This is a genomic window from Thioalkalivibrio thiocyanoxidans ARh2 (genome assembly GCF_000385215.1).
Lineage (GTDB): Bacteria > Pseudomonadota > Gammaproteobacteria > Ectothiorhodospirales > Ectothiorhodospiraceae > Thioalkalivibrio > Thioalkalivibrio thiocyanoxidans.
This window is the reverse complement of record NZ_ARQK01000055.1, coordinates 35,457-49,886: the sequence shown is the minus strand read 5'-3', so window position 1 is coordinate 49,886 and position 14,430 is coordinate 35,457. Positions and strand designations below refer to the sequence as shown.

The 14,430-nt window shown below is 64.9% G+C and carries 14 protein-coding genes; 7 read left to right on the top strand and 7 right to left on the bottom strand.

The features are described 5' to 3' along the window. Positions 1-3: 3 nt before the first annotated feature. From fabF to fabD, 4 genes are all read right to left on the bottom strand, one after another. On the bottom strand, positions 4-1,224 hold the full coding sequence (gene fabF, locus G372_RS0109310) for a beta-ketoacyl-ACP synthase II (RefSeq protein ID WP_018864286.1): 1,221 nt from the start codon (positions 1,222-1,224) through the stop codon (positions 4-6). A 128-nt stretch (positions 1,225-1,352) separates the two neighbouring features. Further along, on the bottom strand, positions 1,353-1,592 hold the full coding sequence (acpP, locus tag G372_RS0109305) for an acyl carrier protein (protein ID WP_012982657.1): 240 nt from the start codon (positions 1,590-1,592) through the stop codon (positions 1,353-1,355). 129 nt (positions 1,593-1,721) lie between these two features. Beyond that, positions 1,722-2,459, bottom strand: coding sequence for a 3-oxoacyl-ACP reductase FabG (gene fabG, locus G372_RS0109300; protein WP_026340378.1), 738 nt, complete (start codon positions 2,457-2,459; stop codon positions 1,722-1,724). 46 nt (positions 2,460-2,505) lie between these two features. Then, positions 2,506-3,450: an ACP S-malonyltransferase gene (fabD, locus tag G372_RS0109295; RefSeq protein WP_081621274.1), complete on the bottom strand. Its 945-nt coding sequence runs from the start codon at positions 3,448-3,450 to the stop codon at positions 2,506-2,508. 202 nt (positions 3,451-3,652) lie between these two features. On the opposite strand from fabD, the gene infA reads away from it, so the two are divergent. Next, positions 3,653-3,871, top strand: a complete 219-nt coding sequence (gene infA / locus G372_RS0109290; protein ID WP_012982660.1) for a translation initiation factor IF-1 — start codon at positions 3,653-3,655, stop codon at positions 3,869-3,871. Between the two features lie 119 nt (positions 3,872-3,990). Here infA and clpA read toward each other — a convergent pair whose 3' ends face one another. The 3 genes from clpA to icd form a co-directional block, all read right to left on the bottom strand. Beyond that, complete coding sequence (clpA, locus tag G372_RS0109285; protein ID WP_018864283.1) at positions 3,991-6,258, bottom strand: ATP-dependent Clp protease ATP-binding subunit ClpA; 2,268 nt, start codon at positions 6,256-6,258, stop codon at positions 3,991-3,993. A 5-nt stretch (positions 6,259-6,263) separates the two neighbouring features. Continuing rightward, complete coding sequence (gene clpS, locus G372_RS0109280; RefSeq protein WP_018139417.1) at positions 6,264-6,590, bottom strand: ATP-dependent Clp protease adapter ClpS; 327 nt, start codon at positions 6,588-6,590, stop codon at positions 6,264-6,266. A gap of 142 nt (positions 6,591-6,732) precedes the next feature. After that, a complete protein-coding gene (gene icd / locus G372_RS0109275) occupies positions 6,733-7,989 on the bottom strand; it encodes an NADP-dependent isocitrate dehydrogenase (RefSeq protein ID WP_019624212.1) in 1,257 nt (418 codons plus the stop codon). A gap of 125 nt (positions 7,990-8,114) precedes the next feature. Between icd and G372_RS0109270 the strand changes: the two genes are divergently transcribed. From G372_RS0109270 to G372_RS0109245, 6 genes are read left to right on the top strand one after another with little or no spacing between them, the layout of a single operon-like run. Beyond that, positions 8,115-8,576 carry an NUDIX hydrolase gene (locus G372_RS0109270; RefSeq protein WP_019624211.1) on the top strand — a complete coding sequence of 154 codons (462 nt, stop codon included), beginning with the start codon at positions 8,115-8,117 and terminating at the stop codon, positions 8,574-8,576. Continuing rightward, complete coding sequence (mnmA, locus tag G372_RS0109265; protein ID WP_018864280.1) at positions 8,573-9,694, top strand: tRNA 2-thiouridine(34) synthase MnmA; 1,122 nt, start codon at positions 8,573-8,575, stop codon at positions 9,692-9,694. Before G372_RS0109270 ends, mnmA begins: the two co-directional genes overlap by 4 nt. Before the next feature lie 53 nt (positions 9,695-9,747). Continuing rightward, complete coding sequence (hflD, locus tag G372_RS0109260; RefSeq protein ID WP_018864279.1) at positions 9,748-10,377, top strand: high frequency lysogenization protein HflD; 630 nt, start codon at positions 9,748-9,750, stop codon at positions 10,375-10,377. A 16-nt stretch (positions 10,378-10,393) separates the two neighbouring features. Next, a complete protein-coding gene (gene acnA / locus G372_RS0109255) occupies positions 10,394-13,141 on the top strand; it encodes an aconitate hydratase AcnA (RefSeq protein ID WP_019624210.1) in 2,748 nt (915 codons plus the stop codon). 15 nt (positions 13,142-13,156) lie between these two features. After that, complete coding sequence (locus G372_RS0109250; protein WP_019624209.1) at positions 13,157-13,549, top strand: hypothetical protein; 393 nt, start codon at positions 13,157-13,159, stop codon at positions 13,547-13,549. Then, positions 13,546-14,385: an HDOD domain-containing protein gene (locus G372_RS0109245; protein WP_018864276.1), complete on the top strand. Its 840-nt coding sequence runs from the start codon at positions 13,546-13,548 to the stop codon at positions 14,383-14,385. Before G372_RS0109250 ends, G372_RS0109245 begins: the two co-directional genes overlap by 4 nt. The last annotated feature ends 45 nt before the right edge of the window (positions 14,386-14,430 follow it).

The following is a 14,430-nucleotide window of genomic DNA, read 5'->3' as shown; positions in this document are numbered from 1 at the left end:
GGACTAGAGGCTGCGGAACACCAGAGTCCCGTTGGTGCCCCCAAACCCGAAGGAGTTCGACAGACCCACCTTCGTATTCATCTCGCGCGCCTCGTTGGGCACGTAATCCAGATCACAACCCTCACCCGGCTGGTCGAGGTTGATCGTCGGGGGGGAAACCTGATCGCGTAGCGCCAGCGCCGTGAACACGCCCTCGATGCCACCGGCTGCACCCAGCAGATGTCCAGTCATGGACTTCGTGGAGTTCACCAGCAGCTTGTAGGCGTGATCGCCAAAGGCTTTCTTCAGCCCCTGTGTCTCGGCCACGTCGCCGGCCGGCGTCGAGGTGCCGTGGGCGTTGATGTATCCGACTTCCTCCGGATTAACGCCCGCGTCGTTCAGGGCACGAAGCATGCACCGAGCAGCTCCCGCCCCATCCTGCGAGGGCTGGGTCATGTGATGCGCATCGGCGTTCCAGGCAAAGCCGGCTACCTCGCAGTAGATGTTGGCGCCTCGGGCCTTCGCATGCTCGTACTCCTCGAGCATCATCACGCCGGCCCCGTCACTCAGCACAAAGCCGTCGCGATCCTGATCCCAGGGACGCGAGGCGCGTTCCGGGTCATCGTTACGGGTCGACAGTGCACGTGCGGCCGCAAACCCGCCGATGCCGAGCGGCGTCGTCGCCATCTCGGCCCCGCCGGCCACCATCGCATCGGCATCGCCGTAGGCAATCATGCGGGCGGCATCGCCGATGTTGTGCGTAGCCGTCGCACAGGCCGACACAATCGAGATATTCGGACCGCGCAGGTTGCGCATGATGGAGAGATTTCCCGCGACCATATTGATGATCGCGCTGGGGACAAAAAACGGCGAGATCTTGCGCGCGCCACCCTTGAGGTACGCGGCGTAAGAGCGTTCGATATACGGCAGGCCACCGATCCCGGAACCGATCGCGACACCAATACGGTCCGCATTCTCCTCGGTCACCTCGAGACCGGAATCGTCCAGGGCCTGAATCCCGGCCGCGAGCCCGTAGAGGACAAACGTGTCCATCTTTTTCTGGTCTTTGGGCGGGACATACTCATTGGCTTCGAAGTCCCGCACGGCCCCGGAAATCTTGACCGGCATCTCCGATGCATCGAACACGTCGATCGGTGAAATGCCGCTCTTGCCGGCCTTGATGTTGGACCAGGCCTTGTCGATGGTAGAGCCGACCGGGGACACAATGCCCAGCCCGGTAATCACGACACGTCGCTTAGCCAATGATGTTCTCCTTGGAAAGACTGAAATAAGCGCTCAACGAAACGACGAAGGGCCACTCTGCTCGCAGAGAGGCCCGTCCGTGTCCTGTTCGAGCGCCCAGGGGCGCCCAATCAGTCCTTCATGTGCTCGTTGATATAGTCGATCGCCTGCTGCACGGTGGTGATCTTTTCCGCCTGCTCGTCCGGGATTTCCGTCTCGAATTCCTCTTCGAGCGCCATCACCAGCTCCACGGTGTCGAGCGAGTCGGCACCCAGGTCGTCGACAAAGGCGGCACTGTTGGTGACGTCTTCTTCCTTGACACCCAGCTGCTCGACAACGATCTTCTTGACGCGTTCTTCAATGCTACTCATGGTTCAGAAATCCCCTTCCAATTGAGGCGGCTTCGTTTGAAGGTTCGCCATTCTAGAGAAAAGCCCGGCCGCGATCCAGGGAGACGCGAGCCTCTTGGGCTGCGCTGGACCCCAGGCCCCGCGGGTTGATCAGTGCATGAACATCCCGCCGTTCACATGCAGCGTTTCGCCGGTGATGTAGCCGGCCTCCTCGGATGCGAGGAAGCCCACCGCCGCCGCGATCTCCTCCGGGTCGCCCAGGCGCCCCAGCGGGATCTGGCCCAGCAGGTGTTCCTTCGTCTCGTCCCCGAGTTCGCGGGTCATGTGGGTATCAATGAAGCCCGGGGCGACGGTATTGACCGTGATGTTGCGGCTGCCCACCTCGCGCGCCAGCGAGCGCGCGAACCCCGCTAACCCCGCCTTGGCGGCCGCGTAGTTGGTCTGACCGGCATTGCCGGTGGACCCCACCACCGAGCCCACCAGTATGATGCGGCCGCGGCGCAGCTTCATCATGCCCTTCAGCAGGCGCTGTGTCAGGCGAGCGGCGGCGGACAGGTTCGTGTTGATGATGGCATCCCACTCCTCGTCCTTCATCCGCATGAACAGGTTGTCGCGCGTGATGCCGGCGTTGTTCACCAGCACCTCCACCGCCCCTTCCTGCTCCTGGACGCTGGCGAGGCCGGCCGCAACCGAATCCGCGTCGGTTACATCCATGGCGATACCCCGCCCGTTCCATTCGGACAGCGCCTCGGTGATGCGCTGGGCACCGGATTCGCTGGTCGCGGTCCCGACGACCTGCAGGCCCTGTTCCGCCAGACGGCGGGCAATGGCCGCGCCAATGCCGCGGCTGGCCCCGGTCACCAGGGCCACTCGTTTGTTATCGGACATCATTCGCCTTTTGTTTTTGGACGTGCTCGGAATCGAGTGTAGAGCGTCAACCAGCCTTCAGTCGGCCGACGGTGGCATCCAGGCTTTCACGGTCGGCCACGTCGAACAGCTCCAGGCCCCTGTCAATCCGTTTGGCCAGCCCCGTGAGCACGCGCCCGGGGCCACATTCCACCTGTACCTCGACACCCTGCGCGCGAAGCCCCTGGATGGTCTCCACCCAGCGTACCGGCCGATAGAGCTGCGCGGCCAGATTCGCCTTGATTGCCTCGGCCGTCTCGGCCGGCGCCGCAGTCACGTTCTGCCAAACGGGGATTTCCGGAGTCGCAAAGGTGGTTGCATCGAGTGCCGACTGCAGGCGCTCGGCAGCCGGACGCATCAGCGCACAGTGCGACGGAACGGACACGGGCAGCTTGAGCGCGCGCTTTGCCCCGGTGTCCTTGGCGGCACCAACCGCTCGATCGACCGCCGCGGCCGCACCCGCGATCACCACCTGCCCGGGTGCATTCAGGTTAACGGCCTCAAGGACCTGCCCCTCGGCGTTGTCCGCACAAAGCTGCTCGACCGCGGTGTCGTCGAGACCAAGGATCGCGGCCATTGCGCCCTCGCCCTCGGGTACTGCGGCCTGCATGGCACGGGCGCGCTCGGCCACCAGACGCACGGCATCCGGGAATCGCAGCGCCCCGGCCGCCACCAGCGCGCTGTACTCGCCAAGGCTGTGACCCGCGACCCCAGCGGGGCGTACATCGGTCTGCTGTGCCAACAAGCGCCACGTGGCCACCCCGGCAGCCAGCATGACCGGCTGTGTCCATTCGGTCTGGTTCAGTTGTTCGACTGGACCGTGCTGACACAGGCTCCACAGATCCGCATCCAGGCAATCCGACGCCTCCTGAAAGGTATCGCGTACGACCGCGTGGTCGTCGCCCAGATCGGTGAGCATGCCGGCGGACTGGGAACCCTGCCCCGGAAAGACTGCGGCCCATTTAGTGGTCATTCGCCAATCGTCTCGCGCATAGAAAAGCGGGCGTAGTGTAGGCCCTAGACGCAACGTCGGCAAACAGCCTCTAATCCTCGGCGAACGTGGATCACTCGGCGATCCGCAACCGCCAACATCGCGCCGGAAACCCCGTGTTGACTTGTGTTCGCGCGTAGCATCCGGATAATGTCGCCACCGAATTCAATACGCGAGGACCTGCATGGCGAAGGAAGACGAAATCGAGCTGGAAGGAACGGTGGTGGAGACCCTGCCGAATACCACGTTCCGGGTAGAGCTCGAAAACGGGCACACCATCACCGCCCACATCTCCGGCAAGATGCGCAAGCACTACATCCGCATCCTGCGTGGCGACAAGGTGATCGTGCAGATGACCCCTTACGACCTGACCAAGGGCCGTATCGTCTACCGTAACAAGTAGTCCCGCCCCAGGGGTTGCGGGCCCACTCGAAAGAGCATGGCCTACCCCTAAATGACGAAGCCCCGGCCGGACCGGGGCTTCGTGGTTTCTGCAGGCCAGGATTCGGCCCAGTGGCTCCCTCAGGAGACGGCCGGCTCGCGTATATCGAGCTCCAGCCCGGACTCGGCCACCCGGACCACGACCTCTCCGCCCTGCGCCAGACGCCCGAAGAGCAACTCGTCGGCCAGCGGCTTCTTGATATGCTCCTGCAGCGTGCGTGCCATCGGGCGTGCGCCCATCTTGACGTCGTAGCCATGCTCGGCCAGCCAGGCACGGGCGTCCGGCTCCACCGTCAGGTGCACCTTCTTCTCGTCCAGCTGGGCCTGCAGCTGCGTCAGGAACTTGTCCACGACATTCAGGATAGTCGCCTCGTCCAGCGGACCGAACTGGATGGTGGCATCCAGGCGGTTGCGGAACTCCGGCGTGAAGGTCCGCTTGATCGCCTCCATCGAATCGCTTGAGTGATCCTGCTGGGTAAAGCCCACGGACGGGCGGCTGGCCTGCTCCGCCCCGGCGTTCGTCGTCATCACCAGGATCACGTTGCGGAAGTCCACCTCGCGGCCATTGGCGTCCGTCAGGGTGCCGTGGTCCATCACCTGCAGCAGCACATTGAAGACATCCGGGTGGGCCTTCTCGATCTCGTCCAGCAGCAGCACCGAGTGCGGATGCTTCAGGATCGCATCGGTCAGCAGCCCGCCCTCGTCGTAGCCGACATAGCCGGGCGGCGCGCCGATCAGGCGCGAGACCGTGTGGCGCTCCATGTACTCGGACATGTCGAAGCGCGCCAGATGAATCCCCAGCTGTTGTGCCAGCTGACGCGTAACCTCGGTCTTGCCGACCCCGGTCGGGCCGGCGAACAGGAACGAACCAATCGGCTTGTCCATGTCGCCCAGGCCGGAACGCGCCATCTTGATCGAGGTCGCGAGCGTCCCGATCGCCTCGTCCTGGCCGAAGACGGTCATCTTCAGGTTGCGTTCGAGGTTGCGCAGCGTCTCCTTGTCGGAGCTGGAGACCGATTTCGGCGGGATGCGCGCGATCTTGGCCACGATCGTCTCGATATCCTGCACGCCAATGGTCTTCTTGCGCTGACTCATCGGCAGCAGCTGCCGGCTGGCACCTGCTTCGTCGATCAGGTCAATCGCCTTGTCCGGCAGGAACCGGTCGGTGATGTAGCGATCCGCCAGTTCCGCTGCGGCGCGCAGCGCCGGGCGCGTGAAGCGGACATTGTGGTGTGCCTCGAAGCGCGATTTCAGCCCCCGCAGGATCTGCTCGGTCTCGTCCACGGTCGGCTCCGGCACCTCGATCTTCTGGAAGCGACGGGCCAGGGCGCGGTCCTTCTCGAAGATCCCGCGATATTCCTGATAGGTGGTCGAGCCGATGCACTTGAGCTCGCCCGAGGCGAGCATCGGCTTGATCAGGTTGGAAGCGTCCATTACCCCGCCGGAGGCGGCGCCCGCACCGATGATGGTGTGGATCTCGTCGATGAACAGCACCGCGCCGGGTTCCTTCTTCAGCTGCGCCAGCACACCCTTCAGGCGCTTCTCGAAATCCCCGCGGTACTTGGTGCCGGCCACCAGCGCGCCCAGATCGAGCGCGTAGACGGTCGCGGACTCGATTGCCTCGGGCACCTGCTCGTCGACGATACGCCGCGCCAGACCCTCGGCAATGGCGGTCTTGCCGACACCGGCCTCGCCCACCAGAAGCGGGTTGTTCTTGCGCCGACGACAGAGGATCTGGATGGTGCGTTCGATCTCGTGGTCGCGCCCAATTAGCGGGTCGATCTCGTCCTTGCTCGCCTTCGCGTTGAGATTGGTCGCGTACAGCTGCAGAGCGTTTGTCTTTTCCTCGCGCTCGCCCTCGACCGGCTCCGGCTGTGGTTCGTTCGGGTTCTGCTGTCCCCCCAGTTCATCTTCTCCGACCTTGGAGATGCCATGGGAGATGAAATTCACCACGTCCAGGCGGCTGATGTTCTGCTGGCCGAGCACGTAAAGGGCCTGGCTGTCCTGTTCGCCGAACAGCGCGACCAGGACGTTCGCCCCGGAGACCTCCTTGCGGCCGCTGGACTGCACGTGAAACACCGCCCTTTGCAGGACCCGCTGGAACCCCAGGGTCGGCTGCGTCTCGCGTGAATCGTTCGGCGGGATGCGCGGCGTGTTCTCGTCGATATAGGCCTCGAGCTCGTCGCGGATGCGGTCGAGATCACCGCCACAGGCGCGCAACACCGTCGCGGCGCTGGGGTTCTGCGCGAGCGCCATCAGGAGGTGCTCCACGGTCACGAACTCGTGGCGCTTCTCCCGCGCTTCCTTGAAGACCATGTTCAGGCTGAATTCGAGTTCCTTGTCGAGCATGGGAGTCAGACCTCCTCCATCGAGCAAAGCAGTGGATGCTGGTGGCTACGGGCGTAATCGTTCACCTGTGCCACCTTCGTCTCGGCCACATCCCGGGTATAGATGCCGCATACTCCCTTGCCGCGCGTGTGCACGTGCAGCATCACCTGGGTGGCCTTTTCGCGATCCATACTGAAGAAGGTCTCCAGCACCTCGACCACGAACTCCATAGGCGTGAAGTCGTCGTTGAGCAACACCACCTTGTACTGCCGCGGTGGCTTGAGCTCCGGCCTCGATTCTTCGACGGCGGTATTGCTGTCATGATCGGGGATCTGGGGCTTTTTCTCACTCATCGGTCGAACTCACGCTTTCAGCGGTTGGTCATGCCAGTTCGGCCATCCAGGGAAACACTGATCCAATGTCTCCCTGTGTCCTTAGGCTATGTTCATGGTCGTTCGGTTCCGGGCCCGGGCCAAGTGCCCGCACCCTCAGTCACTACATGTGCTTGATCAGGGCCTCGCCAAAGGCCGAGCAGCTCACCGGCTCGACGTTGTCCATCAAGCGGGCGAAGTCATAGGTCACCTCGCCGGCACTGATCGCGCCGCCCATGCCCTTCACCACCAGATCGGCGGCCTCGGACCAGCCGAGGTGGCGCAGCATCATCTCGGCCGACAGGATCAGCGAGCCCGGGTTGACCTTGTCCTGACCGGCGTATTTCGGGGCGGTCCCGTGGGTCGCCTCGAACATCGCCGTGGTGTCGGACAGGTTGGCGCCGGGGGCGATCCCGATGCCCCCGACCTGGGCGGCCAGTGCATCGGAGATGTAGTCGCCGTTGAGATTCAGCGTGGCGATCACCGAGTAGTCCTCCGGGCGCAGCAGAATCTGCTGCAGGAAGGCATCCGCGATCACGTCCTTGATCACGATGTCGCGACCGGTCTTCGGGTTCTTGAAGGTCTGCCACGGCCCGCCGTCCAGGTCTTTCGCACCGAACTCCTCGCGCGCCAGCTCGTAGCCCCAGGCCTTGAAGGAACCCTCGGTGAATTTCATGATGTTGCCTTTGTGCACCAGCGTCACCGAGGGGCGATCGTTGTCGATCGCGTACTCGATCGCCTTGCGCACCAGGCGCTTGGTGCCCTCGCTGGAGACCGGCTTGACGCCGATGCCGGCGGTATCCGGGAAGCGGATCTGGGTTACGCCCATCTCGTTCTGCAGGAAGTCGATGACCTTCTTCACCTCCGGCGTGCCCGCTTCGAACTCGATGCCGGCGTAGATGTCCTCCGAGTTCTCGCGGAAGATCACCATGTCGGTCTTTTCCGGCTCCTTCAGCGGGCTCGGGGTGCCGTCGTAGTAGCGCACCGGGCGCAGGCAGACGAACAGGTCCAGCTTCTGGCGCAGCGCGACATTCAGGGAGCGAAAACCACCCCCCACCGGCGTGGTCAGCGGGCCCTTGATGGACACGCTGTAGTCCTTGACCGCCTGCAGAGTCTCATCCGGCAACCCGGAGTCGTCGTCGTAGACCTGCGTGGCCTTCTCGCCCGCGTAGACCTCCATCCATTCGATCGCCTTCTGGCCACCGTAGGCCTTTTCCACGGCCGCATCGGTCACCCGGCGCATCACCGGCGTGATGTCCACACCGATCCCGTCCCCCTCGATAAAGGGGATGATCGGGCGTTCTGGCACCACCAGCTTGCCCTGCTCGTCGACGGTGATGCGTTCGCCCTTTTCCGGGACCTGAATGTGCTGGTAGGCCATGCAAACTCCTTGTGCGCAAGAATTGAAATCGTTCTCCCGGATTATACATACCCATCCGCCCCCGCCGAGGGGAACGTGGTCTCGAGAACGCCAGCAAGACGGGCCGCTGCGTTATCATTCGCGGCATGACCGAACGCCTGCCCTGCCATATCACCGTCGCCGCCGTCATCGAGCGGGACGGGCGCTTCCTGTTCGTCGAGGAGACCGATGACGGACGCCATGTACTGAACCAGCCGGCCGGCCATCTCGATGCCGAGGAGCACCTGGTGGAAGCGGTGATCCGCGAGGTCCGCGAGGAGACCTGTCTGGACTTCCAGCCGGAGGCCCTGCTTGGCTGCGACCTGCTCGCGCTCGCCAATGGCGCGGTGACGCTGCGCGTCGCATTCTGCGGCACGGCGAGCGAACCGAGCCACCCGCCGGCCCGCGATCCCGCCATCCATGCGCTCCACTGGCTGACACCGGACGAGGCGCGTCGCGGCTGGCCGCTGCGCAGCCCGCTGGTCCTGCGCACCATCCGCCGTTATCAGGATGGCGTACGCCTTCCGCTCGCCGCGGCCGGCTCACTGGTTCATGCGGAGGGGCCGTGAGCGGTCCCGAGCGGGTGATCGTGGGCCTGTCGGGCGGGGTGGATTCGGCCGTGGCGGCCAGCCGCCTGCTGGAGGCCGGCTATCGCGTGGAAGGCCTGTTCATGAAGAACTGGGAGGATGACGACGACGCGGAATACTGCGCGGCCGAGGCCGACTACGAGATGGCCCGCGAGGTCGCGGACTGTCTCGAGATCCCCCTGCACAAGGCGAACTTCGCCGAGGACTATCGCCAGCGGGTGTTCCGCCACTTCCTGCACGAATACGAGGCCGGCCGGACGCCGAATCCGGACATCCTGTGCAACCGCGAGATCAAGTTCCGTTCATTCCTGGATCACGCCCGCCAACTGGGCGCGCAATGGATCGCGACCGGCCACTACGCCCGTGTGCGCCACCGCCCCGACCACAGCGAGCTGTGCATGGCCGCGGATGCCAACAAGGATCAGACCTATTTCCTGCACACCCTGACGCAGGAGCAGCTGCGCCCCGCGCTGTTCCCGCTCGGCGACATCCCCAAGGAAAGGGTGCGCGAGCGCGCCCGCGAGCTGGGGCTGCCCAACCATGCCCGCAAGGACTCCACCGGCATCTGCTTTATCGGTGAACGCCGCTTCCGCGACTTCCTGGCGCAGTACCTGCGCGCGCCGGAGGGCGAGATGTGCACGCCGGAAGGTCGGGTCGTGGGGCACCACCAGGGCCTGATGTTCTACACCCTGGGCCAGCGCCAGGGGCTCGGCATCGGCGGGATCGACGGGTTTCCCGAGGCCCCCTGGTATGTCGTGGACAAGGATCTGGGGGGCAATCGGCTTGTCGTCGCGCAGGACCCGCAGCATCCGCTGCTGATGAGTCCCGCGGTCGAGACGGAGACCGCGCACTGGATTCACCGGCCGCCTGAGCCGGGACAGCCGTTGATGCTGCGCCTGCGTCATCGCCAGCCCTTGCAAACCTGCCGGCTGGAATCCATGGATGGGGGTCGGCTACGTGTTCGCTTCGAGACCCCTCAGCGTGCGGCCACACCCGGCCAGTCGGCGGTTTTTTATGACGGTGACGTCTGTCTGGGCGGGGCCGTGATTGCCAGCCGCCGCACACTGGCCAGTGAGTCAGAAGCCTCGGTTCCGGTATAGTAGGCGCGTTTTACGCAGCCACCCACTCACGCCTGTTCCGGGAGCCCTCCGGCTTGGACCGTAACGACCACAACCGCACGTTGGCGCTGGCCGCCCTCTTCCAATGCGCCAGCCTGGTCAAGGACCTGGCCTGGCGCGGCAGCTGCGACGAATACGAATTCGAGATCCTGATCGGCAGCCTGTTCGCGTTCGACGCGGAGACGCCCGAGGATGTCTACCGCGGCGCCAGCAGCCTGCGCCCGGGCCTGGAGCGGGTGCACAGCCAGCTGCAAAATGGCGGCAAACCACCGGATATGGAGATCACACGCTACGCGGTGGGCCTGATCTTTCTGGAACGCAAGCTGCAAAAACGCCCGGACATGCTGCAGAAACTGGGCGACGGGCTGCAGGGTGCCCAACGGCAGGTGGACTATTTCACCATCACGCACGAGAGCGTGATCGCGCGCCTGGCCGAGATCTACAAGGAGACCATCTCCGAGCTGGGTCCGCGTATCGTCGTCCAGGGCGAACAGAATCATCTTTCCAATCCCGAGATCGCCGCGCGCGTTCGCGCCCTGCTGCTGGCCGGCATCCGTGCCGCCGTGCTCTGGCGCCAGGCGGGTGGATCTCGCTGGAAACTCCTTCTGGGCCGCAAACGACTGATTCGCCAAGCGGACCACATCCTTCAACGACTGAACACCTGACAGCGGATAGCGCATCATGAGCCACGCAGAACCGAAAAAGACCGAAAACCTCTCTGCCGGCGGCCGCGAGTGCCGGTACGTTCCGATCACCGATGACCCGCGCGCCCGGGACCTGCCCTACGCGCTGAAGATCCTGCTCGAGAACCTGATGCGCTTCGAGGACGAGCGCACGGTCAGGCGCGCCGATATCGAGGCCCTGCTGGACTGGGATCCGAAGGCCGAGCCCACGCAGGAGATCGCCTTCCGCCCGGCCCGCGTACTGCTGCAGGACTTCACTGGCGTGCCCGCGGTCGTCGATCTGGCGGCGATGCGCGACGCGATGGAGGCCCTCGGCGGCGATCCCAAGAAGATCACGCCTCTGCAGCCGGCCGAGCTGGTGATCGACCACTCGGTGCAGGTCGACGAGTACGGCAATGCGAATGCGATGAACCTGAACGCAGAGCTGGAATACTCGCGCAACCGCGAGCGCTACAGCTTCCTGAAGTGGGGCCAGCAGGCGTTCGATACCTTCAAGGTGGTGCCGCCGGATACCGGGATCGTGCACCAGGTCAATCTGGAGCACCTGGCCCGCACTGTGTTTGTCGAGGACCGCGCCGATGGCAGCTGCCTCGCCTACCCCGACACCCTGGTGGGCACCGACTCCCACACCACGATGATCAATGGCCTGGGGGTGCTGGGCTGGGGCGTCGGCGGCATCGAGGCCGAGGCCGCGATGCTCGGCCAGCCGATCTCCATGCTGATCCCGCAGGTCGTGGGCTTCCGCCTGACCGGTCGTCTGGCCGAAGGCGCGACCGCGACCGACCTCGTGCTGGTGATCGTCGAGATGCTGCGCAAGAAGGGTGTGGTCGGGAAGTTCGTCGAGTTCTTCGGCGACGGCTTGGCGGATCTGCCGCTGGCCGACCGCGCGACCATCGCCAACATGGCGCCGGAATATGGCGCGACCTGCGGCATCTTCCCGATCGACGACGAGACCCTGGAGTACCTGCGCCTGACCGGCCGCGAGGCGGGCCATATCGAGTTCATCGAGGCCTACGCCAGGGCCCAGGGCCTGTGGCGCAACGACAATGCCCCGGTGGCGCGCTACACCGACATGCTGGAGCTCGACCTGTCCACCGTCGAACCCAGCCTGGCCGGGCCCAAGCGCCCGCAGGACCGCATCGCCCTGAGCCAGGCCGGAGCCGAGATCACCCGCCACCTGGACACCATGCTCAAGGAGCGCGACAGCGGCGCGGACGAACCCGAGGAGGCCGAGCGCTTCGCCGCGGAGGGTGGTCATACCGCGGTCGGTGTGGAGCACCAGGCGGAAGAGCCGCATCACACGGCCATCGAGATGAACGGCGAGAGCTTCACCCTCGACCACGGCGACATCGTGATCGCAGCCATCACCTCCTGCACCAACACCTCGAACCCGTCGGTCATGCTGGGGGCCGGCCTGGTCGCCCGCAAGGCCCGCGAACGCGGCCTGCAGGTCAAGCCCTGGGTGAAGACATCACTGGCCCCCGGCTCCAGAGTGGTGACCGACTATCTGCAAAAGGCCGGGCTGCTCGAGGATCTCGAGGCGCTCGGCTTCCACGTGGTCGGTTATGGCTGCACGACCTGCATCGGCAACTCCGGGCCCCTGCCCGAGCCGATCAGCGAGGCCATCATCAAGGACGACCTGATCGTCAGTTCCGTGCTCTCCGGCAACCGCAACTTCGAGGGGCGGATCCATTCCGAGGTGCAGATGAACTTCCTCGCCTCGCCACCGCTGGTGGTGGCCTATGCGCTGGCCGGGCGCAGCACGCTGGATCTGTACAACGACCCCATCGGCGAGGACGCCCAGGGCAGCCCCGTGTTCCTGAAGGACGTCTGGCCGACCACCGAAGAGGTCAACCAGGCCGTCCAGGCGCATGTCGATGCCCAGAGCTTTACCACCGCCTACGGCGACCTGTACACCGGCGAGGATCGCTGGCGCAATCTCGAGGCCCCCACTGGGGACCGCTTCGAGTGGCAGGACGACTCCACCTACGTGCGCAACCCGCCCTACTTCGTGGGGATGGGCATGACGCCCAAGCCGGTAACCGATATCGATGGTGCCCGGGTACTGGCGCTGCTGGGCGACTCGGTGACCACCGACCACATCTCGCCGGCCGGCTCCATCGCCAAGGACAGCCCGGCCGGACGCTACCTCGAGGAACAGGGCGTGAAGCCCGCGGACTTCAACTCCTATGGCTCGCGGAGGGGCAACCACGAGGTGATGATGCGCGGGACCTTTGCCAATGTGCGCCTGCGCAACCTGCTGGCCCCCGGCACCCAGGGCGGCGTCACGGTCCACCTGCCGGATGGCGAGCCGATGTCCATCTATGACGCGGCCATGCAGTACAAGGAGGAAGACACGCCCCTGATCGTGATCGCCGGGCAGGAATACGGCACCGGCTCTTCGCGCGACTGGGCGGCCAAGGGCACGCTGCTGCTGGGCGTGAAGGCCGTGATCGTGGAGAGCTTCGAGCGAATCCACCGCTCCAACCTGGTGGGCATGGGTGTGCTGCCGCTGCAGTTCCTGCCGGGCGACAACGCGGCCAGCCTGGGTCTGACCGGTCGCGAGACGTTCTCGATCACCGGCGTGAACAACGGCGAGGCCCGCGAGGCCACCGTCACCGCCGTGGCCGATGACGGCGAGCGCACGACCTTCAACGTCCGTGTGCGGCTGGATACCCCGCAGGAGATCGACTACTACCGCCACGGGGGCATCCTGCCCTATGTGTTGCGCCAACTGGCACAATGAGACTAAGGTCACAGCATGACGCGGCGGGTACCCATAGAGGACGTGAGGTCCGGCCATACGCTGGCGGCTGCGGTCCATGACCGCTCCGGCCGGCTTCTGGTCCCCGCTGGCATGGTTCTCCAGGACAAGCAGATTCGAGTACTGCTGTCCTGGGGGATCACGGCCGTCGAGGTGCTCGAGGAGGGTGCCGACGACGCACCGATGTCGGCCCCGCAGGACAACGAAGAACCCCCTGCCGCCGAACCCACCCCCGAGATAGAGGCCCGCGCCGACGAGATCCTTGCCGAGCGCTTTCAGCACTGCACGGTGGACGAGCACCCCATGTCCGGCATCTACCGCCTGGCGCGGCAGGCCCTGCTGGACGAGCTGTGCCGCTACGCACCGAGAAGGCGGAGCGAACAGGCATGACGGTCGACGATTTTCTCGCCGCGGACGATGCCCTGTGCAGCTTCTCCGGAAGCTACAACACCATCTTTACGCGCCTCAGCGACCCGACAGCCAATGTCGCGGCCATCACCGAGGCCGTGGAGCTGGACCCCACGATCGCAGCCAAGACACTCAAGGTGGCCAACTCCTCGCTCTATGGCTTCCCGGAGCCGATCGACACCCTGCACCGGGCGGTCTCCATCATCGGCCTGCAACAGATGCGGCAGATCGTGATGTCGACGGTCGTGATCGAACACTTTCGCGGTGTTCCGGTGATCGGCGTGGACATGGAGTCCTTCTGGCGTCACAGCCTCGCCGTCGGCGTGCTGAGCCGTTCAATCGCGCGGTTCCGGCGCGAGGCCAACATCGAACGACTTTATCTCTACGGGATCATGCACGACCTCGGGCGCTTGCTGATGTTCCTGCATCTGTCCAGTCGCACCGAGGAGCTGATCAACATCCGCGAGCGGGAGCGCATCCTGCTGTTCGAGGCGGAGACGGAGTTTCTCGGCTTCGACCATGCGGCCATTGGCGCGGAGCTGATGGAGCAATGGGGCATGTCACCGGCACAGGTGGAGGCCACCCGTTTCCACCATGCGCCGACCGAAGCACAGGCCTTCCCGGTCGAGACCGCGATCGTCCATGTAGCCGACAGCATCGCCAACGCCTTTCGACTGGGGTCGTCGGGCGAACGCTTCGTCCCGCCCGTGGAGGCGGAGACCTTTGACCGCATCGGCCTTGAGATCGAGACCTACGAAGCCGTGATCGGCGATGCCCGGAAGCAGCTCGGACAGATGCAGGCGATCCTGCTGGACTGACGAGGGACGGATGAGCGCACGGACGCAGGTAAAGGACGACCCGGC

Excerpts from the sequence above, each read along its gene's own strand:
- acpP (WP_012982657.1), bottom strand. The coding sequence starts at position 1,592 with ATGAGTAGCATTGAAGAACGCGTCAAGAAGATCGTTGTCGAGCAGCTG.
- fabG (WP_026340378.1), bottom strand. The coding sequence starts at position 2,459 with ATGTCCGATAACAAACGAGTGGCCCTGGTGACCGGGGCCAGCCGCGGC.
- fabD (WP_081621274.1), bottom strand. The coding sequence starts at position 3,450 with ATGACCACTAAATGGGCCGCAGTCTTTCCGGGGCAGGGTTCCCAGTCC.
- infA (WP_012982660.1), top strand. The coding sequence starts at position 3,653 with ATGGCGAAGGAAGACGAAATCGAGCTGGAAGGAACGGTGGTGGAGACC.
- clpA (WP_018864283.1), bottom strand. The coding sequence starts at position 6,258 with ATGCTCGACAAGGAACTCGAATTCAGCCTGAACATGGTCTTCAAGGAA.
- clpS (WP_018139417.1), bottom strand. The coding sequence starts at position 6,590 with ATGAGTGAGAAAAAGCCCCAGATCCCCGATCATGACAGCAATACCGCC.
- icd (WP_019624212.1), bottom strand. The coding sequence starts at position 7,989 with ATGGCCTACCAGCACATTCAGGTCCCGGAAAAGGGCGAACGCATCACC.
- G372_RS0109270 (WP_019624211.1), top strand. The coding sequence starts at position 8,115 with ATGACCGAACGCCTGCCCTGCCATATCACCGTCGCCGCCGTCATCGAG.
- acnA (WP_019624210.1), top strand. The coding sequence starts at position 10,394 with ATGAGCCACGCAGAACCGAAAAAGACCGAAAACCTCTCTGCCGGCGGC.
- G372_RS0109250 (WP_019624209.1), top strand. The coding sequence starts at position 13,157 with ATGACGCGGCGGGTACCCATAGAGGACGTGAGGTCCGGCCATACGCTG.
- G372_RS0109245 (WP_018864276.1), top strand. The coding sequence starts at position 13,546 with ATGACGGTCGACGATTTTCTCGCCGCGGACGATGCCCTGTGCAGCTTC.